Source organism: Myceligenerans halotolerans (genome assembly GCF_054782975.1).
In genome coordinates this window covers 203,577-225,923 of record NZ_BAAGRL010000012.1, presented here as the reverse complement: position 1 = coordinate 225,923, position 22,347 = coordinate 203,577, and the positions used below count along the sequence as shown (strand labels likewise).

23 protein-coding genes and 1 pseudogene are annotated in these 22,347 nt (G+C 72.6%); 16 read left to right on the top strand and 8 right to left on the bottom strand.

From position 1 onward, the window contains the following. Positions 1-129 precede the first annotated feature (129 nt). Positions 130-915: an IclR family transcriptional regulator gene (locus ACYVK5_RS10195; RefSeq protein ID WP_460704461.1), complete on the top strand. Its 786-nt coding sequence runs from the start codon at positions 130-132 to the stop codon at positions 913-915. A 172-nt stretch (positions 916-1,087) separates the two neighbouring features. Continuing rightward, the gene (locus ACYVK5_RS10190) at positions 1,088-3,661 is read left to right on the top strand and encodes a GcvT family protein (protein WP_460704459.1); all 2,574 of its coding nucleotides are present in this window, start codon (positions 1,088-1,090) and stop codon (positions 3,659-3,661) included. A gap of 108 nt (positions 3,662-3,769) precedes the next feature. On the opposite strand, the gene ACYVK5_RS10185 is transcribed toward ACYVK5_RS10190, so the two are convergent. Then, complete coding sequence (locus tag ACYVK5_RS10185; RefSeq protein WP_460704457.1) at positions 3,770-4,534, bottom strand: DUF427 domain-containing protein; 765 nt, start codon at positions 4,532-4,534, stop codon at positions 3,770-3,772. Positions 4,535-4,851: 317 nt separating this feature from the next. On the opposite strand from ACYVK5_RS10185, the gene ACYVK5_RS10180 reads away from it, so the two are divergent. The 6 genes from ACYVK5_RS10180 (at position 4,852) to ACYVK5_RS10155 (ending at position 10,629) form a co-directional block, all read left to right on the top strand. Beyond that, the gene (locus tag ACYVK5_RS10180) at positions 4,852-5,748 is read left to right on the top strand and encodes a ketopantoate reductase family protein (protein ID WP_460704456.1); all 897 of its coding nucleotides are present in this window, start codon (positions 4,852-4,854) and stop codon (positions 5,746-5,748) included. 202 nt (positions 5,749-5,950) lie between these two features. Next, positions 5,951-6,817, top strand: coding sequence for a GNAT family N-acetyltransferase (locus tag ACYVK5_RS10175; protein ID WP_460704454.1), 867 nt, complete (start codon positions 5,951-5,953; stop codon positions 6,815-6,817). Positions 6,818-6,879: 62 nt separating this feature from the next. Continuing rightward, complete coding sequence (locus ACYVK5_RS10170; protein ID WP_460704452.1) at positions 6,880-7,419, top strand: hypothetical protein; 540 nt, start codon at positions 6,880-6,882, stop codon at positions 7,417-7,419. Positions 7,420-7,547: 128 nt separating this feature from the next. After that, a complete protein-coding gene (locus ACYVK5_RS10165) occupies positions 7,548-8,288 on the top strand; it encodes a YcnI family copper-binding membrane protein (protein WP_460704449.1) in 741 nt (246 codons plus the stop codon). An 8-nt stretch (positions 8,289-8,296) separates the two neighbouring features. Further along, entirely contained in the window at positions 8,297-10,006 is a 1,710-nt protein-coding gene (locus ACYVK5_RS10160) for a copper resistance CopC/CopD family protein (protein ID WP_460704447.1), read from the top strand. Then, complete coding sequence (locus ACYVK5_RS10155; RefSeq protein ID WP_460704445.1) at positions 10,003-10,629, top strand: DUF1775 domain-containing protein; 627 nt, start codon at positions 10,003-10,005, stop codon at positions 10,627-10,629. Before ACYVK5_RS10160 ends, ACYVK5_RS10155 begins: the two co-directional genes overlap by 4 nt. A 73-nt stretch (positions 10,630-10,702) precedes the next feature. Here the strand turns inward: ACYVK5_RS10155 and ACYVK5_RS10150 are convergent, their stop codons facing one another. Continuing rightward, positions 10,703-11,209 (bottom strand): CGNR zinc finger domain-containing protein, encoded by a 507-nt coding sequence (locus ACYVK5_RS10150; protein ID WP_460704443.1) that lies wholly within the window; start codon positions 11,207-11,209, stop codon positions 10,703-10,705. Positions 11,210-11,292: 83 nt separating this feature from the next. On the opposite strand from ACYVK5_RS10150, the gene ACYVK5_RS10145 reads away from it, so the two are divergent. The 3 genes from ACYVK5_RS10145 (at position 11,293) to ACYVK5_RS10135 (ending at position 14,380) form a co-directional block, all read left to right on the top strand. Next, positions 11,293-12,168 carry an alpha/beta fold hydrolase gene (locus tag ACYVK5_RS10145; protein WP_460704441.1) on the top strand — a complete coding sequence of 292 codons (876 nt, stop codon included), beginning with the start codon at positions 11,293-11,295 and terminating at the stop codon, positions 12,166-12,168. 239 nt (positions 12,169-12,407) lie between these two features. Then, positions 12,408-13,103 (top strand): ABC transporter ATP-binding protein, encoded by a 696-nt coding sequence (locus ACYVK5_RS10140; RefSeq protein ID WP_460704439.1) that lies wholly within the window; start codon positions 12,408-12,410, stop codon positions 13,101-13,103. After that, entirely contained in the window at positions 13,100-14,380 is a 1,281-nt protein-coding gene (locus ACYVK5_RS10135) for an ABC transporter permease (RefSeq protein WP_460704437.1), read from the top strand. The genes ACYVK5_RS10140 and ACYVK5_RS10135 overlap by 4 nt, the downstream gene beginning before the upstream one ends. A 19-nt stretch (positions 14,381-14,399) precedes the next feature. Here ACYVK5_RS10135 and ACYVK5_RS10130 read toward each other — a convergent pair. Next, positions 14,400-14,519 (bottom strand): annotated as a pseudogene (locus ACYVK5_RS10130) (CGNR zinc finger domain-containing protein); the annotation flags it as partial. Positions 14,520-14,780: 261 nt separating this feature from the next. Here ACYVK5_RS10130 and ACYVK5_RS10125 point away from each other — a divergent pair. Next, positions 14,781-17,171, top strand: a complete 2,391-nt coding sequence (locus ACYVK5_RS10125; protein WP_460704435.1) for a glycosyl hydrolase family 95 catalytic domain-containing protein — start codon at positions 14,781-14,783, stop codon at positions 17,169-17,171. A gap of 3 nt (positions 17,172-17,174) precedes the next feature. Beyond that, a complete protein-coding gene (locus tag ACYVK5_RS10120) occupies positions 17,175-17,564 on the top strand; it encodes a LacI family DNA-binding transcriptional regulator (RefSeq protein ID WP_460704433.1) in 390 nt (129 codons plus the stop codon). Here ACYVK5_RS10120 and ACYVK5_RS10115 read toward each other — a convergent pair. Further along, positions 17,561-18,241 (bottom strand): TetR/AcrR family transcriptional regulator, encoded by a 681-nt coding sequence (locus ACYVK5_RS10115; RefSeq protein ID WP_460704431.1) that lies wholly within the window; start codon positions 18,239-18,241, stop codon positions 17,561-17,563. The genes ACYVK5_RS10120 and ACYVK5_RS10115 overlap by 4 nt on opposite strands. Before the next feature lie 101 nt (positions 18,242-18,342). Between ACYVK5_RS10115 and ACYVK5_RS10110 the strand changes: the two genes are divergently transcribed. Further along, positions 18,343-18,831 carry a nitroreductase/quinone reductase family protein gene (locus tag ACYVK5_RS10110; protein ID WP_460704429.1) on the top strand — a complete coding sequence of 163 codons (489 nt, stop codon included), beginning with the start codon at positions 18,343-18,345 and terminating at the stop codon, positions 18,829-18,831. Between the two features lie 26 nt (positions 18,832-18,857). On the opposite strand, the gene ACYVK5_RS10105 is transcribed toward ACYVK5_RS10110, so the two are convergent. From ACYVK5_RS10105 to ACYVK5_RS10095, 3 genes are all read right to left on the bottom strand, one after another. Further along, positions 18,858-19,244: a DUF4345 domain-containing protein gene (locus tag ACYVK5_RS10105; RefSeq protein WP_460704427.1), complete on the bottom strand. Its 387-nt coding sequence runs from the start codon at positions 19,242-19,244 to the stop codon at positions 18,858-18,860. Between the two features lie 56 nt (positions 19,245-19,300). Continuing rightward, complete coding sequence (locus ACYVK5_RS10100) at positions 19,301-19,651, bottom strand: CBS domain-containing protein (RefSeq protein ID WP_460704425.1); 351 nt, start codon at positions 19,649-19,651, stop codon at positions 19,301-19,303. 95 nt (positions 19,652-19,746) lie between these two features. Next, positions 19,747-20,433, bottom strand: coding sequence for a CPBP family intramembrane glutamic endopeptidase (locus ACYVK5_RS10095; protein WP_460704423.1), 687 nt, complete (start codon positions 20,431-20,433; stop codon positions 19,747-19,749). Positions 20,434-20,560: 127 nt separating this feature from the next. Here ACYVK5_RS10095 and ACYVK5_RS10090 point away from each other — a divergent pair, with 127 nt between their 5' ends. Together ACYVK5_RS10090 and ACYVK5_RS10085 are read left to right on the top strand one after the other, a co-directional pair. Continuing rightward, positions 20,561-21,196 carry a hypothetical protein gene (locus ACYVK5_RS10090; RefSeq protein ID WP_460704421.1) on the top strand — a complete coding sequence of 212 codons (636 nt, stop codon included), beginning with the start codon at positions 20,561-20,563 and terminating at the stop codon, positions 21,194-21,196. Next, positions 21,196-21,438 (top strand): helix-turn-helix domain-containing protein, encoded by a 243-nt coding sequence (locus ACYVK5_RS10085; RefSeq protein WP_460704419.1) that lies wholly within the window; start codon positions 21,196-21,198, stop codon positions 21,436-21,438. The genes ACYVK5_RS10090 and ACYVK5_RS10085 overlap by 1 nt, the downstream gene beginning before the upstream one ends. 192 nt (positions 21,439-21,630) lie before the next feature. Here ACYVK5_RS10085 and ACYVK5_RS10080 read toward each other — a convergent pair whose 3' ends face one another. Beyond that, positions 21,631-22,314: a hypothetical protein gene (locus ACYVK5_RS10080; RefSeq protein WP_460704417.1), complete on the bottom strand. Its 684-nt coding sequence runs from the start codon at positions 22,312-22,314 to the stop codon at positions 21,631-21,633. Positions 22,315-22,347 lie beyond the last annotated feature (33 nt).

The following is a 22,347-nucleotide window of genomic DNA, read 5'->3' as shown; positions in this document are numbered from 1 at the left end:
GCGAAACACGATTCGCAGTGCACAACGTTTTGCGCAATATTCTGCGGTGCCCCAGGCCGCCGCCGTCAAGACGTGCGGCGGCTCACCTCAAACAATTCACATGCCCGTAACGTGCCGAAAGGTCGCTTCATGAAGGCGACGACCGCCGACCCGACGCCCGTGCAGTCCGTCGACCGCGCGGTCCACATCCTGGAGCTGCTCGGCAACAACGGCCCGATGGGGGTCAGCGAGGTCTCCCGCCACCTCGGCGTGCACCGGTCCACCGCGTTCCGGCTGCTGGCGACCCTGGAGGGCCGGCACCTGGTGGAGCAGGAGTCACACCGCGGCCTCTACCGCCTCGGCCTGGGCCTGCTCCGGCTGGCCGGCTCGGTGAGCGCGCAGGTCGACCTGGTCCGCGACGCGCAAGCCTGCTGCGACGCGCTGGCCGCGCAGCTCAACGAGACCACCAACGCGTCGGTCCTCGACGGCGAGGCGGCCATCAACATCACCCAGGCGCTCGGCAGCCAGCTGGTCGCCGTGGTGCGCGACGTCGGCCAGCAGACGCCACTGCACGCGACCTCGACCGGCAAGGTCCTGCTCGCCCACACGCCCGAGGACGTCCAGGCGCGGCTCGTCCGCGGCAAGCACGAGCGGTTCACCCCGGCCACCATCACCGAGCCGGAGGCCCTCCGGTCGGAACTCGCCACGATCCGCGAACAGGGCTGGGCGGCGTCGCACGAGGAGTGGCAGGCGGGTACCAACGCGGTGGCCGTGCCCGTGCGCGGCCAGGGCGGGAACGTCGTGGCGGCGCTGTCGGTGACCGCCCCGAACTTCCGGATGCCCGAGGACAGCTTCCCCAAGTTCGCGGAAGAGCTCGCCGAGGGCGCCGCTGACCTGGGGCGCCGGCTGGGCGGCTGGGCCTCGGCGGAGCAATAGGCCGCTGCCCACCCGTGCGGGTTGGTGGTCCGCGCCGTGACCTCCGGTTACGGAGGCGTAAAACCCTCGCCGAGTCACAGCGGCCCATTGTGGGGATGGCATCGCCGCCCCTACGATCGTTGCGTATCACAACACCATGTTGCTATATGCGCAACAACCGCAGGAGGCAGCCGTGAGCAGTCGCGCGTCAGCACCGACCCCGTATGCCCAGCCACGGATCGTCGTCGTCGGCCTGGGCGTGGTCGGGGCAGCCCTCGCCGACGAACTGGTACTGCGCGGGATGCGGTCGGTCACCGTGCTGGAGCAGGGACCGCTGTACGAGACCGGGGGTTCCAGCTCGCACGCGCCCGGCTTCGTCTTCCAGACCACGCCGAGCCGGGTGATGAGCACGCTCGCCCGGCGCACCCTGGACAAGTTCGACGGCCTGGAGCTGGACGGCGCCTGGCTCTCGAAACGCGTCGGCGGACTGGAGATCGCCCGCACCCCTGAGCGACTGCGGGACATGATGCGCCGGCAGGGACTCGCCTCCTCGTGGGGCATCCCGTCCGAGGTGGTCTCGCCCGAGGAGTGCGCGCGCCTCTGGCCCGGACTGGACCCGGCGACCGTCCTCGGCGGCTTCCACACCCCGACCGATGCCGTGGTCAAGGGCGTCCGCGCCGTGGAGTGGCAGGCGCGGCGAGCCACGGCCGGCGGAGCGACGATCATCGGCGGCACCCGCGTGACCGGCATCCGGACGAAGAACGGCCGGGTCACGGGCGTCGAGGTGCTTCCGGTCCCGGCGCCCGACGGCACGACTGCCGACGGCACGACTGCCGACGTTGTTCCGGCCGATGTCGTGATCTTCGCCGCGGGGCTGTGGGGCCCCGCGCTCGCCCGCGACCTCCTCGGTTTCGAGCTGCCGATGATGCCCATGGAGCACGGCTCCGGTCGCAGCACCCCCGTCCCCTCCCTGACCGCCCTCGACGACGACGTCGAGGTGGCACGCCCGATGCTGCGGCACCAGGACTTCGCGATGTACCTGCGCGAGTGGGGCAGCACGATCAGCGTCGGCGCCTACGAGCATCGGCCGATCCCCGTCGAACCGGACCGGATCGCGGGCGCCGACGAGTTCGCCCGCACCGGAGTCCACCCGGCGATGCACCCGCTCACCCGCGAGGACTTCGAACCGACATGGCAGGAGGCGCAGACGATCCTGCCGGGCCTGCGCGAGTCCCGCCTCGACCTCGCGAACTCGTTCAACGGCATCTTCTCCTTCACGCCCGACGGCGGGCCCATGCTCGGCCCGGTACCGGGCACGGAGGGACTCTGGCTCGCCCAGGCGGTGTGGGTGACGCAGTCGGCCGGCGTCGGCCAGGTGATGGCCGACTGGATCACCAGCGGCGACCCCGGCATCGACACCCACGGGCTGGACTTCCGGCGGTTCGACCCGCAGGTGGTCAGCCACGACTTCACCGTCGAGCGGGCCGAGGAGGCCTACGACGAGGTCTACGACGTCGTGCACCCGAAGGCGCCCACGCTGCGGCTGCGCGGCCTGCGCACTCCCCCGTTCCACGACCGGCAGCAGGCGCTCGGCGCCGTGTTCGGGGAGGCGAACGGCTGGGAACGGCCGCTCTGGTACGAGGCGAACGCGACGCTCCTCGAGGGGATGCCCGACGGCGCGGCGGACGGGACTTCCGACGGCGCGGCGGACGGAACGGACCCGGTGGCCGGCCGGGACGCCTGGGCGGCGCGGCACTGGTCGCCGATCGCGGCCGCCGAGGCACGCGCGACCCGGGCGGCCGTCGCGATGTACGACATGACGGCGCTGCCCCGGATCACCGTCAGCGGCCCCCGCACGACGGCGTTCCTGCGGTCCCTGCTGTCCACCGACGTCGACAAGTCGGTGGGGCTGATGTCGTACGCGCTGCTGCTGGACGAGCAGGGCGGCGTGCTCTCCGACGTGACGGTCGCCCGGCTCGGGCCCGAGGAGTACCACCTGGGCATCAACGGCCCGCTGGACGTCGCCTGGCTGCGCGAGCACCTGCCCGCCGACAGCGCCGTGCAGATCCACGACGCCGGGTCCGGGGCCTGCGGGATCGGCCTGTGGGGGCCGAACGCCCGCGATGTGCTGGCCGGGCTCACCACCGAGGACGTCTCGAACGAAGGGTTCCGGTACTACCGGGCGCGGCGGATGCGGATCGCGGGCGTGCCGGTGCTGGCGCTGCGGCTGAGCTACGTCGGCGAACTCGGCTGGGAGCTGTACGCGCCCGCGGAGTTCGGCCGCCGGCTGTGGGACGCTATCTGGACCGCCGGGCAGCCGCACGGCCTGGTCGCGGCCGGGCGCCGGGCCTTCGAGAGCCTGCGGCTGGAGAAGGGCTACCGGCTCTGGGGCACCGACATGACCCGGGAGGACAGCCCCGCCGAGGCCGGGGTCGGCTTCGCCGTGCGGCCCGCCGCACGGCAGTTCACCGGCCGGTCCGCGCTCGCCGGCCGGCCGGTCACCCGGCTGCTCACCTGCCTGACCCTGGACGACCCGCGCCGGGTGGTGCTCGGTTCGGAGCCGGTCTACCTGGACGATCGCGTGGTGGGGTACGTCACCAGCGCCGAGCAGGGATACACGACGGACACGTCCATCGCGTACGCGTGGCTGCCGCAGGAGCTCGCGGAGCCCGGGACCCCGGTCGAGGTCGAGTACTTCGGCGAGCGCCTCCCCGCGACCGTGACCGCCGAACCGATCTTCGACCCGGAGGGGAAGCGGATCCGCTGATGCAGCACTTCGACGTCATCGTGGTGGGGGTCGGGTCGATGGGCCGGTGACCGCCTACCGCCGACCGCGGGCGATCACCGGGGCAGGCGGGCGACCACGGGTGATCGCCTACGGCCGGCCGACCCGCTCCCCGTCGACGTAGAGCTCCAGGTCGGCGGTCTTCTCGGGCCAGAAGCAGACCAGACCGGCGAGCCCCGTCGACTCCGGCAGCGGGGTGTCGTACCCCCAGACCACATCGGCGAGCTGCGAGCCCCCGGCGTCGATGGTCCAGTACGACGCCTCACCCTTGTAGGGGCAGTGGCTCGTGGTGTCGGTGGGGGTCAGCAGGTCCATCCGCACGTCGACCCGCGGCAGGTAGTAGCGGGGTACCAGCCCGGTCTCGGTCAGGACGACCGGCCGGCTCGACTCCGCGACGACCTCCCCGCCCACGACGACGCGGACGTGCCGACTGGACGGCAGCGCGTCGATGCGCACGTACGGGCTGCGCGCGTGGGTGTGCAGGACCTCGTCCTCCTCGAGCCAGGTGTCGAAGGCCGACCAGGTCAGGGCGAACGCGTCGCGCATGGCCTCGACCGGGGCCTCCGGATAGCGCTGCGCGGCGCCGGGAAGCGTGCGATTGCCGATCACGACGTCGAACAGCTCGGTGGGTCCGAGGGCCTTGGACCGCGGGCCGTGGGACGACGACGGGCGCACCTCGACCTCCAGGTCCTCGGGCGCGAAGAGGTGCCGGGGGTAGTAGGAGTGTTCCCAGACCAGCAGCGGATCGACGGCGTCGGCGACGAGCTCGCCCTCGCTGTAGGCGCGGATCCTGGTCCGGCCCCGCTGCACCGTCCCCGGGGCGATCACGAACGGGTTCTCGATGATCTCGGACATCTCTGTCACCTCTCGTACGGTCCTCTGCGGGCGCCCGGCATCCCGGGCGTCTCTCCTCCCGACAACCTGGCACGCCACCATCCTGTTCCGCCGGCCTCCAGTCGGTAAGCGTCCGGTAAGGCCCCGCCCGGCAACCACGGTGGTCGGCAGTTCGTCGTGAGATCGGCAGTTCGGGCTGCCGATCTCACGACGAACTGCCGACCACGGACAGCGACGTACCCGCATGCCGGGACAGCATCCAGGGATGGCTCCCCCGATCCGGCACCGGATCGTGAGACCGATCCGAGGGCGTATGTCCGGCCACCTAGCATCGGCCCATGTCTGACACCCCCATCGCCGTCATCGGACCCGGCGCGATCGGCGGCCTCGTCGCCGCCATGCTCGACCGGGCCGGGCACGACGTCGTCGTGATCGCCCGTGAGAGGACCGCCGCGCAGATCGCGGAGCACGGCTTCGACCTCGAGACCGACAGGTTCGGCACCTGGCACGCGCCGCTCACCGCCGCGACGGAGGTCCCGCACGGCGCCCGCGTGGTCGTGGCGGTCAAGGCGGAGGGCGTCGCGGCCGCCGCCGAACTGCTCGCCGGCGCCCGCCCCGTCGAGGTGGTCTCCCTGCTCAACGGTCTGGACCACCTCGACGTGCTGCGCTCTGCCCTGCCCGGCGTGCACGTCGTCGGCGCCACCATCGCGGGCGAGACGCTCCGTACCGGAGCGGGCGAACCCGGCCCGCTCCGGGTCCGGCACCGCGGTGACCTCCTGCGGGTGGTCGTGCCCGACGGCGCCGCCGGGCTCGGCGTGGTGACCGCGCTGCGCGACACGCCCATCGACATCGTCACGGGCGGGACCGACGCCGAGGTGCTGTGGAAGAAACTCCGCTTCCTGGCCCCGCTCGCGCTGCTGACGTCGGCCTGGGCGACCGCGATCGGGGACGCGCTGACGCGCGATCCCCGGCTGACATCGGACCTGCTCGCCGAGATCGCGGCGACCGCCACCGCAGAGGGCGTGCCGACCACGGGCGAGGAACTGCACGGCATCCTGAGCGGTTTCCCGGCGCCGATGCGCTCCTCCCTGCAGGCCGACATCGAGGCCGGCCACGCGGGCGAGCTCGACGCGATCGGCGGAGCCGTGCGGCGCCGGGCCGAGGCCCACGGCATCGAGGCGCCGGCGCTGGACGACGTCATCGCCAGGATCGAGGCACGGATCCCCACCACCTAGGCGATCGCGCGGGTAAGGGCTGGCTGCTGAGTCCTCGACCACGCGGTTGGCACCACGACCACGAGGTTCTGTCGCATCGGCCGAGGGAGCCGGTCGCCAGGCTCGTGGTCGCGTCGCCGAGCTCGTGGTCGCGGCCTCAGCAGCCCTCCGATGATCCGAAAAGGACGTGCGGATCGCCCGCCCCGTGCGGTCTGATCGGACGATGACGATCGTGCTGGGCAAACCGGGTGTGGACGAGCTGGGCGAGGCCGTGGGCGCGCTGCGCCGGTGGCAGGACGACGAGGCGGCGATGCAGCTGCATCCGGGCGACCTGGGCTGGTACTGGCGGTTCGGCGCGGTAGCGACGGCCGCGGCGGTCCGGACCTGGAGCCGGGAGGGGCGGATGCTCGCCGTCGGCCTGCTGGACGGACCCCGGCTGCTGCGGCTGACGACGGCGCCGGACGCCCGGCGTGACGAGGATCTGGCGCGGCAGATCGCCTCCGACGTGGCCGACCCGGATCGCGGCGTCCTGATGCCGGGCAGAGGCGGCGTCGAGGCGCCCGAGGACGCGCTCGTCAAGGACCTGCTGCGCGAGGACGGCTGGGGCGACGACGAGCCGTTCACCCCGCTGCGCCGCGACCTGACGGAGCCGGTACCGGACCCGGGTGTCCGGGTCGAGACGGCCGGGCCGGAGAGCGCGCAGGACCGGGCCACCGTGCAGCGGGCGGCGTTCACCGGCTCGACGTTCACCGACGAGCGCTGGCATGCGATGGCCGCCGGCCCGCTGTACTCCGATGCCCGGTGTCTGATCGCGTACGACGACGCGGGCCACGCCGTGGCGGTCGTGACGGTGTGGTCGGCCGGCCCAGGAAGGCCCGGACTGGTCGAGCCGATGGGCGTGCATCCCGAGCATCGCCGTCAGGGGTACGGCCGGGCGATCACGGTCGCCGCGGCCGCCGCGCTCCGGGAGCTGGGCTCGTCGAGCGCGCTCGTCTGCACCCCGACCGCCCAGCCCGGCGCCGTCGCCACCTATCTGTCGGCGGGCTTCGAACGGCTCCCCGAGAGATGGGACTGCTGCCGGAACGGTTAGACCGGGAGCAAATACCACAGGCACCTTCGTTCGATGCGTTGTCCGGCGCTACAGTTCACCCCGTGATCTCACCCGGGACAGGAGCGCTCCGTGCACTGCGGATACTCCTGCTCGCCGTCGTGACGGTGGGACTGTCCCTGGTCTCGCACCTCCTGGCCGGCGGCGCACACCCCGGCACGGTGCCGCTCGCCGTCCTCACGGCGCTGACCGCCCTGGCGATCCGGCCGCTCACCCGGCGCGAGATCGCCATGCCACGCCTGATCGGCGTGCTCGGGGCCGGGCAGGTCGTGCTGCACGTCGCGTTCGAGCGGTCCGCCGCTCTGTCCGCGGTCCCCGGGCCGGCGCACCACCATCAGGACACGGCGACGACGCCGTGGATGATCGGCGCGCATGCCGCCGCGACGCTGGTGATCGCCGTCGCCCTGCGGCACGGTGAGGCCCTGCTGTGGCGGCTGTGGGCGTGGCTCACGGGCCACAGCCTTCCCGGCGAGCCACGCGTCGTGCTCGTCACGACGCCTCCGGCGCACGGCTACCTTCCCGAGGTGCGTCCGGCGTTCGCCGGCGGCCCGCCCCGGGGGCGCGCGCCACCCGTCGCGGTCTGACACCTCGACCACCGGCCGGGCGCCGTCGTACGTCGTCGTACGCCGCCGGGCCGGAGCATGCCGCGTGGCGCGCGAACGCGCCGTGGCGTGGCGTGCCCACGAACACCTCTTCCGCGAAAGGCACCCTCATGCGAAAGTCCCTGCGCGCCCTCGGCGCCACCGCCCTCACGGCCGGGCTCGTCGTCGCCGGCGCGACCACGGCCTCGGCCCACGTCGGCGTGACCCCCAGCACCACCGTCGCCGGCTCGTACTCCCTGCTCACCCTCAGCGTCCCGCACGGTTGCGACGGGTCCTCCACCGAGAAGGTCTCCATCCGGATGCCGGAGCAGATCCTCTCGGTGACCCCCAGCGTGAACCCGAACTGGGACGTCGAGAAGGTCATGGAGGACCTCGCCGAGCCGATCGACGACGGCCACGGCGGCGAGTACACCGAACGGGTCGCGGAGGTCGTCTACACGGCGAAGACCCCGCTGCCCGACGATCTCCGCGATGCCTTCGAGCTGTCGCTCAAGCTCCCCGAGGCGGAGGGCGAGACGCTCGTCTTCCCCGCCGTCCAGGAGTGCGAGGAGGGCGAGATCGCCTGGGTGCAGGTGCCCGAGGAGGGCGAGGACGCGCACGTGCTCGACTTCCCCGCACCGTCCTTCGTGCTCACGGCCGCCGAGGGCGACGACCACGGGGAGTCGATGTCCGACGACGAGGCCGATACCGAGGACGTCTCCGCGGCCTCCGAGAACAGCGCGTCGGCCGCTTCGACCGCTTCCGACACCGAGACCGGCACGCCCGCCCTCACCTGGGTCGCCCTCGCGCTCGGCGCCGGCGGCCTGGTGCTGGGCCTGCTGGCGTTCCTGCGGTCCCGCACCCAGGGCTGAGCCGCACGATGCCCCGCTCCAGGTACTGGTGCCGGGCGGTGGCCGCCCTCGTCGGCACCGTGGCCGGGCTGCTCGCGATCCTCGCGGGCGGCCCGGCCGCGGCCCACGCCGTGCTCGTCGGCACCGACCCGCGGGACGGCGCCGTCCTGGAGGCACCGCCCGACGAGGTCACGATCACCTTCAACGAACCCGTCCAGGTGGTCGCCGGAAGCACCACCCTCCTCGCCGCGGACGGGTCACCGGTCGCCGCGACGGCCGTCGCCGTCGACGACACCGTCGTCGTCACGCCCGACGCACCGCTCGCCGCCGGCACCTACGTGGTGAGCTGGCGCGTCATCTCGCTCGACACCCACCCCGTCGCCGGCGCCTTCTCGTTCTCCGTCGGGGCGCCGAGCGACACGAGCGTCGACGTCCAGGTCGCCGAGCCGACGGCGGCACTCGTCGCCGCGCGCGCGATCGAGCAGGCCGCCGTGCACCTGGGTACGTTCCTCGTCGCCGGCCTCGTCGTCTTCGAACTGCTCGTGCTGCACGCGACGCCCGGCGCCGCCCCGGTGCTCCGCCGCCGGATCCAGCGCGTGCGCCGCTGGGCGCTCCTGGTCGCGGGCGTCGCCCTGGCCGCCGCGGTGCCCCTGACCGCGGCCTGGCAGGCCGGGGCCGGGCTCGGCGCCGTCGCGGACCCCGCGACCTGGGCCGCCGGGATCATGTCCGACACCGCAGCCGCCGGCGCGCTCGGCCTCACCGGACTCGTCGTGGCCACGCTCGCCGCACCCCGGGCCGGGCGCGAGACCCGCGCCGTCCGGTCCGCGGGCCTCGCGCTCGGCGGGTCGGCACTCGCGCTCGGCGCGCTGCTGCTGGTCGGGCACACCCGCACGTTCGGACCGCCGTGGCTCGTCCTGGCCGCGGACGTGCTGCACGTCTCGGCGGGCGCGGTGTGGCTCGGCGGCGTCGTCGGGCTCGCGCTCGTGCTCGCGCCGTCGGCCCTCCTGGAGCCGCGGCGCGCCGCGGTGACCGTCGCGCGGTTCTCCGCGCTGGGCGCGTGGCTCGTCCTGGCGCTCGCCCTGACCGGGGTGACGCTCGGCTGGCGCATCCTCGGCACGGTCGATGCCTTGGTGGGCACGGCCTACGGCCGCAGCCTGCTGGTCAAGACCGCGCTCGCGCTGTGCGTCGTCGCGATCGCCGCCTGGAACAGGTACCGGCTCGTGCCGGCCGCCGCCGTCGCCGAGCGGGGGCCCGCCGCGGCCGGCTCGCCCGGTGCGGTGGCGCGACGCCGGCTCGGCCGGACCGTCGCCGCCGAGGCGGTACTCCTGGGGCTCGTCCTGGCGGTGACGGGCGTCCTGGTCTCGAACAGCCCGGTCACCGCGGTCCCGGCCGACGCCGATGCCACGGTGCCGGAGGCCGTGGACGTGACGGAAGAGCTCGGCGACGGCACGCTCCAGGCGCGCATCACTCCCGGGAGGGTCGGCGTCAACTCCCTGGAGGTCGTACTTCTCGACGCCGACGGCGCCCCCGCGGAGCCCGTCGCGCTGCCCGAACTGACCACCACGCTCGCCGAGCCGTCCATCGGGCCGTTCACCCACCCGCTCACCGAGACCGGACCCGGCACGTACGAGGCCGCCCTCGACCTCACGATGCCCGGGAGCTGGACCGTCACGGTGAGCGTGCGGACCTCGAAGTACGAGAACCCGATCGTGGACATCCCCATCGAGGTGACATCGTGAGTACCCCCACCGCCGCCCGTCTGCTGCGGGCCGGCGTCCGGACCCTGCTGGGCGTGATCGCCGTCGGCGTCCTGTGCCTGCTGCCCGCCGCGCCGGCCGCGGCGCATGTCCTGATCGAGACGGTCGAACCGAACGACGACGGCACCACCACCCTCACGTTCACGTTCGACCACGGCTGCGAGGGAGAGCCGACCGACACCCTGCACGTCACGATGCCCGACGGTGTCGAGGCCCTCACGGCCGGGCAGCCCGACGGCTGGGGCGCCGACGTCGGACCCGGGTACGTGCACTGGGAGGGTGAGCCGGTGCCCGACAGCGAGCGCGCCGAGTTCACGCTCGACGTGCGGGTGACGGGCGCCGTCGGGCAGTCGTTCTCCTTCCCGACCGAGCAGGGGTGCTCCTCGGGCGCCGCCTACTCGTGGAGCGACACCGACCCCAGCGGCGCGCACCCCGCGCCGACGTTCGTCGCGACGGCCGCGACGCTCGCGGAGGTGCCCTCCCGGGCGGCGGGCCCCGCCGAGGTCTCGCAGGTCGGGACGGGTCCGCTTGTCGCCGGTGTGCTCGTCGCCGCGGTGATCGCCGGGGCAGGCGGCGGCTGGGCCGCCCGCCGCCGGATCCCCTGACGCCGCACGAACGCCGCGGCGCCCATGGACCGCGGTCGGCTACTTGCCGCGTGGTCGGTCCGATGTCGTGTGGTCAGCCGCTCCGGGTGCGCTCGTAGTGGCGGCGGGCCTTCATGCGGTTGCCGCACAGGGCCATCGAGCACCATCGCGCCCGGTTCGGCTTGCTGTGGTCGACGAGGAACCGGGCGCATTCGTCGTTGGCGCACGGGCGCAGCCGGCCGGGGTTTGCTCGCCGCACGGCGTCCCAGGCCAACACGGCACGGACGGCCGCGCGCCGCGCGCCGCTCACCTCGACCGTCCACTCGATCCCTCCGCCAGTGACCGCGGGCCGACGGCGGACGCCCTCGAGCAGCGGCGCCAGCGCGCCGAGCGGGGTCTCGCCGCGTACGAGGCCCTGCAGGACGTCACGCGCCTCCCGCGTGGCCCGCAGTTCCGCGCCCGAGCCCGTGCCGCCGTGGGCGCGCAGCCACTCGGCGGTCAGGACCTCCTGCCGGGTGCCGTCCACCACGGGGGTGCTGTTGAGCAGGTCGAGCAGGAACGCTTCGTCGGTCGTCTCGCCGGTCTTCTCGTCGATCGTCAACCCTAACCTCCAAACCTCGCTTGACAGGTTACACGAGCGCCTGGTTTCGTTCTAACCACTACAACCTGTCAAAGGAGTTAGAAGTGAGCGCCGTCCACCATCGCTACGTCACCGTCCAGGGTCACCGGCTCTTCTACCGGGAGGCCGGACCGGCCGATGCGCCCGTCCTCCTGCTGCTGCACGGGTTCCCGACCAGTTCGTTCATGTTCCGTGAGCTGATCCCCCGGATCGCCGGCCGCTACCGCGTGATCGCCCCGGACCATCTCGGGTTCGGCCTGTCCGACGCCCCTTCGGCCCACGAGTTCGGCTACACGTTCGACGCGCTCGCCGACCTGACCCAGGGGCTGCTCGCCGAGCTCGGCATCACCCGGTTCGCCGTCTACGTCCAGGACTACGGCGCCCCCGTCGGCTGGCGGCTGGCGCTGCGCGACCCGGACTCCATCACCGCGATCGTCACCCAGAACGGCAACGGGTACGAGGCCGGTTTCGTCGAGGAGTTCTGGCGCCCGGTCCGGGCCTTCTGGGAGGAGCGGACGCCGGAGACGGAAGCTCAGGTCCGCGGGGCGCTGACCCTGGAGGCCATCCGCTGGCAGTACCTGCACGGCGTGCCGGACGAGACGCTGGTCAGCCCGGACACCTGGCACCACGACCTCGCGCTGGTGTCCCGGCCGGGCAACGACGAGGTCCAGGTGGCGCTGTTCGGCGACTACGCCACGAACCCTCCCCTGTATCCCCGCCTGCACCGGTACCTGCGGGACAGCCGCGTACCGGTCCTGGCGGTCTGGGGCCGCGGCGACGAGATCTTCGGCCCCGCGGGCGCGGAGGCGTTCGCCCAGGACGCCCACGACGCGGAGATCCACCTGCTCGACGGCGGTCACTTCCTGCTGGAGAGCGCCGTCGACGAGGTCGCCGGCCTGATCGGAGACTTCCTCGACCGCAGACTCGACATCCCGGCGTAGCCGACGGCGACGCCCTGAGTCGACCCGCGCGGGGACGGAGCCGGCCGGACCCGCGCGGCCGGCCCCCCTCTTCGTCGCGCCGACTCGCGACGACGTACCAGCCGCTTCCGGCGCCGAGCGCTTCCTGTGTGGTACCAGCGTGGTACGCAGGTGTCATCGCCAGGACGATTCGCGCGGGCGGCTCCTCGGCGAGGGTTGACCGTGTCAAGTTCTTCGGCGACACGAGAGAGGCGGCCGAGGTGGCATCCCCACTGATCTCCGTCAGCAACCTACGCAAGACCTACGGATCCGGACCGAGCGCCTTCGAGGCGCTCAAGGGACTGGACCTGGACATCACCGAGGGCGAGACCCTCGCGATCGTCGGCAGGAGCGGATCGGGAAAGTCCACCCTGATGCATCTGCTCGCCCTGCTCGACCGGCCGACCGCCGGGACGATCACCCTGGACGGGACCGACACGTCCCGGTTGTCGGCCCGGCAGCTCAACCGGACCCGCAACAGCACCTTCGGGTTCGTCTTCCAGCAGTTCTTCCTCAACGCGCAGGCGAGCGTGCTGGACAACGTGACCCTCCCGCTGAAGATCGCCGGGGTCCCGCGGCGTGAGCGCACCGCGCGCGGGATGGCCGCTCTCGCTCAGCTCGAGCTCGACGACAAGGCAGGCAACAAGGCCAACGACCTGTCCGGCGGGCAGAAGCAGCGGGTCGTCATCGCCAGGGCGCTGATCAACCGGCCGCGCGTGATCTTCGCCGACGAGCCGACCGGGAACCTCGACACGGCGACCGGCGGCGTCGTGGAGGACATCCTCTTCGACCTCAACCGGCGCCAGGGCATCAACCTGGTCGTCGTCACGCACGACGACGACCTCGCGTCGCGGTGCGACCGGAGCATCTACCTCCGCGACGGCCTGATCGCCGCGTACGAGGAGGTGGCGGCATGAGGGGCATCGACATCGTCGGGACCGCGTTCCGCAACGCCTTCCGGTCCAAGCTGCGGACCAGCCTGACCGTGCTGGCGATCTTCATAGGCGCGTTCACGCTCTCCGTGACCAACGGCCTGGGCACCGGCGTCAACCAGTACCTCGACGACACCGTGGCCTCGGTCGGCGTCGACGACGTCATGACCGTCACCAAGGCGAGCGACTCCGAGCCCACCGACGGCCCGGCCGAGTACGACCCCGACCGGATCGAGGCCGACGGCCCGCCCGGTACGACGACGGTCGCCCTGACCGACGACGACATCGACACCCTCGCCGACATCGACGGCGTGCTGGACATCGAGCCCGTCAAGAGCGTCGCCGTCGACTACGTCCAGCACGAGAGCGGGGACAGGTACCAGCTCGGGGTCGCCCAGTTCGTCCCGGGGATGGAGGTCGAGCTCGCCGCGGGCGAGCAGGTCGACCTCGACGCCGCCGGCCCGGAGCTCGTGCTGCCGGAGGACTACCTGGAGCCCCTCGCCCTCGGCAGCGCCGGCGACGCGCTGGGGCAGACGGTCGTACTGGCCGTCACCGACGGCACCGGAACCCAGGAGACGGCCGAGGCGACCGTCGTCGGCGTGGCCGAGCCCGGCCTCATCAGCATGGGCGGCGCCATCCCGAACGACGCGCTCACGCAGGACCTCTACGACCTGCAGGCCACGGGATCCCCCGAGGCGGAGACCACCCGCTACCAGCAGGCGTCCGTCTGGTTCGACGCCGATGCCGGCGAGGAGCAGACCCAGGCCCTGCAGGACCGGCTGGCCGACGCCGGCTACACCGGCAGCACCCTGGAGGAACAGCTCGGCACGATCACGTCGGTCATCGACGCGATCGTGCTGGTCCTGAACGGGTTCGCCGTGATCGCGCTGATCGCCGCGGGCATCGGGATCGTCAACACGCTCTTCATGGCCGTGCAGGAGCGCACCCGTGAGGTGGGGCTGATGAAGGCGATGGGCCTGTCGAACGCGCGCGTCTTCTCCTTGTTCAGCATCGAGGCGGTCGTCATCGGCCTGGTCGGCAGCGCGCTGGGTGCGCTCGCCGCGATGGGCGTCGGGCAGCTCGTGGGCGGCCTGTCGGGCGACCTCCTGGCCGACCTGCCCGGACTCACGCTCCTCGCCTTCGAACCGGCCACCGTGGCGGCGGTCGTGCTGGGCGTCATGGCCATCGCGTTCCTCGCCGGAACCCTGCCCGCGCTGCGGGCGTCGCGGCAGGACCCGATCTCGTCGCTCCGGTACGAGTAGCGCACCGACGCCCCGGTGATCAGCGGTCGGTGCGGGCTCGGGCGCGGTGCCGGCGTACCGCCGCCCGGTTAGCGCAGCGGACGGAACAGTACTGCTGCCGTCCGTTGCGGGTGATGTCGACGACGACCGCCGAGCACGGGTCGTGGCCCGAACGGGTTCCACGAGCACGCGTGGGTCACCGAATCGAGCCACCGGACGTCGGAAGGCCTGGTGCGCTACGTGCGCTGCGGCCGGTGCGGAAGCCGGCGCGTCGACGTCCAGGGCCACCCCCACGTCCCGCCGACGGCGCTCAGCGCCGTCGTGGGCTGACAGCGTCGCGGCGGGCGGCGGCCGGGCATTGTCCGTGCTCTCCCCCGATTGCTAGCGTGAAGGTTCACGGACGGACTCGAAGGAGAGGCACGTGTCACCTGAACTTCAGCCCGACGACCAGGCGATCAGTCTGGAGCGGCCGGCCGCCGGATTCCCCGAGGCGTTCCTGCTCGGCAACGGCTCGCTCGGCGCGACGGTCTACGGGCGGCCCGGCGTCGAGGAATTCGACCTGAACCTCGACACCGTCTGGTCCGGCGGGCCGGGCCGATCCCCGGTCAGCAAGGTGCGTCCCGGAACCGTCGAGGAGCTGCGCACGGTGATCGCGGCGGAAGACCACCTCGGGGCCGACGAACTGGCCCGGGAACTCCAGGCCGACGGCTGGACCGAGTCGTACCAGCCGCTCGGGCGGCTGTCGTGGCGGTGGGGCCGGGCCGACGACGCAGGCTCCGCCAGGGCAGGCTCCGCCGAGAGCGGCCGAGCCGACGGCGTGGACCCCGCCGTCTACCGCCGGCGACTCGACCTGCGCACCGCCACCGCCCGGGTCGACACCGGATCGGGCTCGATGGAGACCTACGTCAGCGCCCCGGACGGCGTCGTCGTCGCCGAGGCCGACGGCGCCGCGGCACCACCCGGTGCCACGCTCGGCTTCGAGTCGCCCCACCCCGGCGTCGACGTCACCGTGTCCACGTCGGACGGCGTCGAGTGGCTGGTCGCCGTCGGACGCGCGCCGAGCCGTGTGCTGCCGAACTACATCCCGAGCGACGACGCACTCGGGTACGACGGCGCCGCGCCGGACGACGACGGCCTGGTCGACGCCGGCATGGGCTGGGCGGTCGCTGCCGCCGTCACCGGTGACCGCCGGCTCGTGGCCTCCGCGGCGAGCGGCTTCCGCGGCACGGGCGAGCGGCCGAGCGCCGATCTCGCAGCCCTCGCCTCCGAGGCGCGGGCCCGGGTCCGCGCCGCGCTGGCGCAGGAGGCCGCCGACCTCCGACGACGCCACCTCGAGGACTACACCGAGCTGTTCGGCCGGGTCCGGCTCGACCTGTCCGCGTCGGACGATCCCCGGGCGGCCGCCGCGCAGCGGTACTTCGACCTCGGCCGGTACCTGCTCATCTCCAGCAGCCGCCCAGGCACGCAGGCGGCGAACCTCCAGGGCATCTGGAACGTCGACGTCCGGCCCGGCTGGAGCTCCAACTACACGACCAACATCAACGTCGAGATGAACTACTGGGCCGCCGAGCCGGCCGCCCTGCCCGAGCTGCACGAGCCGCTCTTCGACCTCGCCCGCGACCTCGCCGAGGCCGGCCGCCCGGTCGCGGCGTCGGTCTACGACGCCCGGGGCTCGACGACGCACCACAACACGGACCTCTGGCGGCTCACCGCGCCCGTGCAGGGCGAACCCCAGTGGTCGAACTGGCAGTCCGGTCTGGCGTGGATCGCCGCGCACGTCGGCGACCGCCTCGAGTACAGCTGGTCGGACGAGTTCGCCCGGTCCGTGGCGCTGCCGGTCAGCCGGGCGGTCGTGGAGTTCGCGCTCGACCAGCTCGTGGAGGACGCCGAGGGCATGCTCGTCGTGAGCCCGTCGTCGTCCCCGGAGCACCCCTTCCTCGCGGACGGCGAGCACGGCACCGTGACCGCCGGGTCCACGATCGACCAGGAGCTCGCGGCGCAGGCACTCGACCGGTACGTCCGACTCGCCGAGCGCCTCGACGTCGTCGACGACGTGGCCGGTCGCTGCCGCGCGGCCCTCGCGCGCCTCCGGCTCCCCGCGATCGACGACGCCGGCCGCCTGCAGGAGTGGGCGCTGCCGCTGCTGCCCAGCGAACCCGATCACCGGCACCTCTCGCACCTGTACGGCGCGTACCCGGGCACCCGCATCACGGAGACGGCCACACCCGCCGAGTACGAGGCGGTGCGACGAGCGCTCGACTACCGCCTCGAGCACGGCAGCGGGCACACGGGCTGGAGCCAGGCATGGGTCCTCTGCCTGGCCGCGCGGCTGCGGGACGCGGAGCTGGCAGAGCGGTCGATCGGTGTCCTGGTCGGCGAGCTCAGCTCGGCGTCGCTGCTCGACCTGCACCCGCTCGAGGGATGGCCCGGCGGCGCGATCTTCCAGATCGACGGGAACTTCGGCGGCACGGCCGGGCTGGCCGAGCTGCTGGTGCAGAGCCACGACGGCGCCGTCTCGCTGCTGCCGGCACTGCCGCCGTCGTGGCGCAGTGGCAGTGTCCGGGGCCTCCGTGCGCGCGGGGACCGGACCGTCGACCTCGCCTGGGAGTCGGGCAGCTTGCGGCACGCCCGGATCCGTACCGCGTCCGACGGCGAGCTCGTGATCGAGTGTGCCGCGGGACCCCGGCCGATCGTCGTCGACGACACCGGCGCGGCGATCGAGCCGCGGCCCACCGCACCGGCACCGCACGGCCGCACGCGCTGGGCCTGGAGGTCCACGGCGGGCCGGACCTATGAGGTCGAGAAGGGCTGACCGGTGGGCAAGCGCGTGACGATCCTCGACGTCGCCGAAGAGGCCGGGGTGTCCCGGCAGACGGTGACGCGAGCGGTGAACGACATGGACGACATCAGCCCGTCGACCCGGCGGCGGGTGCTCGAGGCGGCCGACCGCCTCGGGTACCGTCCGAGCCGGTTCGCCCGCAACCTGGTGACCCGGAAGAAGACGAACGCGCTGGGGCTCGTGGTCTCCTCGTTCCGCAACCCGTACTACACCGACATCGCCGCGGACATGCTGTCGGGGGCCGCCGACCGCGGCTGGCAGCTGCTGATGGCGGAGCCGGCCGACGTCCTGGACACGCTCCTACCACGCAAGATGGCGTGGTCGCGCGCAGGCACTTCGGGGTCGACGTCGCACCGGCGCGGTTAGCGCAGGGGCCGGCGGCGGTCCAGCCCTTCCAGGGTGAGGTCGAGGGCGAAGACGAACTCGGCGTCGTCGTCGCAGCCGCCGAGCCCCTCGTGGCCGGCCACGGCGGCGGTCAGCTCGGCGAGGCGCGGCGTGCCCATCGCCTCGAACGCCCGCACCTGGGCGGCCACCTCGTCCGGCGTGGTGTCGCCGGAGTCGTCGTAGAGGTCCTGGCTGAAGCCGAGGATGCGACTGCCGAGCACATGGATCGCGTGATGCACGAGGGCGAGGTCGAGTCCGCCGTCGCGCAGGATGCCCAGCAGCGTGTCGAGGTGTCGCAGCTCGGCCGGGGTCGGGGTGGACCTCACCTTGCGCAGCTGAGCGGTCCACGGGTGACGCAGCATCGTCGCGCGGGCCGCCAGCATGGTCGCGCGGGCGTTCGCTCGCCAGTCACCGGCGTCGGTGACCGGCTCGATCCGCGCGATGACGGCATCGATCATCGCCTCGAGCAGGTCGTCCTTGCCGTTCACGTAGCGGTAGACCGACATCGGGTCGATACCGAGCTCCGCGGCGAGGCGGCGCATGCTCACCGCGTCCACGCCACCGGCGTCGGCCAGGTCGATCGCGGCGGCGACGACGCGATCGCGGCTGAGGTGCGCGCGGGACGTCCCACGCGCGCCGGGGGCGGCGGATGCAGGCATTGCCGAAACCCTACCCTTGCGGGCTCTACGCCGTAGATCTACAGTGTATATACGCCGTATCTACGCTGTAGAACTGCGGCCCGAACCCCGGAAGGATCGCCGTGAACACACACTCGACCGACGACAACGCCGACCGGCCCTGGCTGCCGCCGCGCTGGGTGATACGCACCGTCTGGTCCGCGCAGCGCGGCCTCTACCGCCTCACCGGCGGCCGCTACCCGCTCACCCGCCCCCGGGGCGGCAGGTTCGGGATGCTGCGGCTGCGCACCACCGGCCGCCGGAGCGGCCAGGAACGTGCCGTCATCCTCGGCTACGTGGTCGACGACGGCCGCTACGTCACACTCGCCATGAACGGGTGGGGCGACGAGCCGCCGGCTTGGTGGCTGAACCTGTCCGCCCGGCCCGACGCCGCGATCGACACCGTCGACGGAACCTTCGGCGTGCGCGGCCGCGAGGCCGGGGGCGACGAACGCGACCGGCTATGGCCCGCCCTCGTGGCGGCTCGCGGCTGGGGCGGCGAGGACCTGGACCGTTTCGTCGCGACGCGACCGCGGGACACCCCGGTCGTCGTGCTGGAGCCGGTCGGCTGACAGCGGAGCGACGTTCGGAGCGAGGTTCAGCGTGCCCGCCCGAACGCCCGCACGTGCCACCAGACGACGAGCGGCACGACGGCCAGCTCGAGCACCATCACCCCGGCGAACACCGGATGCGGCCACCCCGTCACCAGCACGGAGACCAGTCGGGCGACGCCGCCGACCGCGGCGATCGCGAGGACCACCCGTGTCACCTCGCGGCGCCGCTCGGGGCGACGCAGGCTCCACCAGACGAGCAGTCCGGCAGCGAGCCAGAACACGTTGGCGAACCGGTACTGGCTGTCGACGGTGGCGTTCACCGGCTCACCACCGGGCAGCGCCGCAGGCCCGCCCACGATTCCCAGGAGTCCGCTCAGTACGGCCACACCGCCGAGCACCGCAATCACCACGACCAGCGTCCGACGACCCATGCCGTGCAGCCTGGCAGGGATACGGCGACTCGCATCACCCGACGCGCCGGGCGCGCTCATGCCGCGGTGGTGCGCGGGAAGATCCGGGCGAGCACGTCGGCCAGGGTGATCACGCCGGGGCCGTCCTGGGTGGACACGACCGCGAGGTGGTTGCGGGTCTCGCGCATCGCCGCGAGGGCCGTGTGCAGCGGCATGGTCGGGGCCAGCGTGTAGGCGGGACGGGCAAGGTCCGCGACGGGACGGTCGTCCGCTTCCAGGAGCACGTCACGCACGTGCACCACGCGGCTCGGGGCGCCGTCGGCGTCCTGGACCAGGATGCGCAGGTGGCCCGACCGGTCGGCGGTGGCGCGCACGTCGGCGGCCGTGGCCGTCGCGCGGACCGCGACGGGCGGGGCGTGACCCGACACGATGTCCGCGACGGTGAGACGGCGCAGATCCAGGGCGCCGGACGGTGATGCCGAGCTGCGCGAGGCGTAGCTGAATGTCGCGCCACAACCCCTGCTCAGCCGTAGATGACGAGGGCCGTGACGATCGCGGCGGCGTTCCACAGGGCGTGGGCCAGCATGGATGCCGTCAGCCGTCGGGTGACCAGGAACAGCCCGGTGTAGACGAGGCCGGCGATGGTGATGGCCAGGACATCCAGGAGGTTGGTCGGCAGGTGCAGCAGACCGAACAGCACCACCGAGACGACTGCTGCCACCTTCAGCGCCGCCCGGGGCCGGGCGGTCCGTTGCGGGATGGCGCCGAGCAGGAAGCCGCGGAAGTACAGTTCCTCGGCGATGCCGCCGCCCACGATCCCGAGGACGAGGGCGGCGGCTAACGCGACCGGGCCGCCGGAGGCCATTCGCAGGATCTCCTGGACTTCCAGGTTGGCCGCGCCGCCGGCTGCCGGGAGCAGGACACCGAACTCCAGAAGGAGTCGGGGTGGAACGGTGGCCGCCGCGATCAGCGTGTCCCGTCGCCAGTGACTCGACGTCAGGCCGAGGCTGCGGTGCGTCAGCCCGTGGCGGCGCAACCACCAGGCGATGAGGGCTGCGGCTGACACCAGTTCGGCGACGGTGACCGCGATGAGCACCATCGGCGCCCCGTCGGGTGCGAACACGCCCGCGGCGAGTGGCGGAGCGACGAAGCAGATCAGTGCGCCGGCGAAGAACAGCCCGGCGGAGCGGGCAGGTACGGGGATCGTCATGGTGGGTCCAGTCTCTCGGGGGCAGCTTGAGTCGTTCGACATACCGGTGGCCAAGCCCGTCGGTGGCATATCGACTTTCGGTATACTAGACGAGAAGCATATCGAATGTCGATAGGGGAGGTTTGTCGTGCAGCATGACATCGAACAGGGGCGTGGCCCCCGCACGGTTCCGGCGGGCCAGTGGGCCTTCGAGGCGGCCACGGCGGCCGCCCTGACGCTAGGCGTCCTGCTGGCCGCCGGCTCGGCGATCGGCGCGCTGATCGCCGACAACCTGGTCCTACCGGTGACGATGGACCCCAAGGCCGACCTCGGATCGCACGTCGCGGCCAGTGGCTTCGAACTCTTCCCCGAGGGCGCCGCCATCCTTACCGTGACCGAGCCGACGGTCGGCGACCGGTTCTGGATCTTCGGGCCGGCGTTGTTGCTCGCCGCTGTCATCGCGACGGCGGGAGGGTTGCTCTGGCGGGTGGTGCGGTCGCTGCGCACCGCAGACCCGTTCCGTCCGCGCAACGCCCGTCGGGTCGGCGCAGCGGCCGCCGTGCTCCTGCTCGGCGGATTGCTGGCAGCCGGACTCCAAGCCGCTGGTCATCTCGCACTCCTCGAGGCCGCACGGCGCACCTGGCCGCTGGCCCAGGCGCTCGAACTGCAGATCGTCATCGACCCGCCGACGACCACGCTGGTGCTCGGCCTCGGCCTCGGCGCGGCGGCCGAGTTCCTGCGCCGGGGCGCGGCGATGCGAGCCGACCTCGACGGACTGGTGTGATGGCTGCTGCCGATGACGAGCAGCCGCCCAATCACCGGGTGGTCTGCCACCTCGACCAACTCCTCGCCGAGCGCGGGATGACTCTCGCCGAACTCTCCAAACGGGCCGGGGTCACCGTGGTGAACCTGTCGGTGCTGAAGAACGACCGGGCCAGAGCCGTCCGGTTCTCCACCCTGACCGCCATCTGCGACGTCCTCCACTGCCAGCCGGGTGACCTGTTCAGCGCGCGTCCCACCGATTGACGGCCTGTTCCCGGGAGCCGGTAGTCCCTCGTGTTCGTGATCGGATCTGTCCAGGGTTTCTACCGCCCCGAGGCCGGCAGCCGCGCGTGGACGAGTCGGTTCACAGGCACGAAGGCTGTCAGTCGACAGGTCACACACGCGGCCGCCGGGCCACAGCCCGGCACGATCAGGCTGCGAGAGCGATTCTCGGAGTCAGTCGTAGTTCCACTCGTCGAGGCGGAGGCGCGGGTCGTCGGCGTCGATCGGTTCCATGGAGCGGGCGATCTGCTTCATCGTCGCGAGGTCCGCGTCCGCGTCCGAGTCCGAGTCCGAGTCCGAGTCCGAGTCCGAGATGCTGTACTGCACATCGCCCTCCCTCCAGCTGAAGGTGTTGGCGTTGACCCCTGTGGTGTCCTCGGAGTACGTCGCAAGCCCGCCGTCGAACTCGACGAACTCTCCACCTCCCTCCAGGTAGCCGTACTCCTCGGGAACCAGAGCGGGCCAGGCCACGCGCACGTACGGCGACCCTTCCTGCAGCCGACCGTCCTGGACCGACCCCTGCCACAGCATCCACTGGTACTGCCTCGTACCGGGGTCGGCCTTCGGGAGCTCCACCAGCTCGTATCCCTGGGGCACCCCGGACACCTGACCGGACCCGAGGTCCAGGCTCTCCAGCGCCGACACGAGGTCGTCCCGCGTGATGCCGTTGCCCTGGGCGTACCACCTGTCGCCACCCTCGGTCCACCAGATGAACTGGTACCCCACTGGCGAGACAAGCCCCTGCGCCTTCGTACCGCGGAGATCCATCGGGCCGGCTTCCGGCGGCCCGGTCCCGGCTTCCGGGTCGAACCCGGCCGGGAGGGACCCTCCGTGCAGCACCGCGAAGGCCCGGTCCACCAGCCGTCCCGGCGAGGGGACGGGACGGTTCAG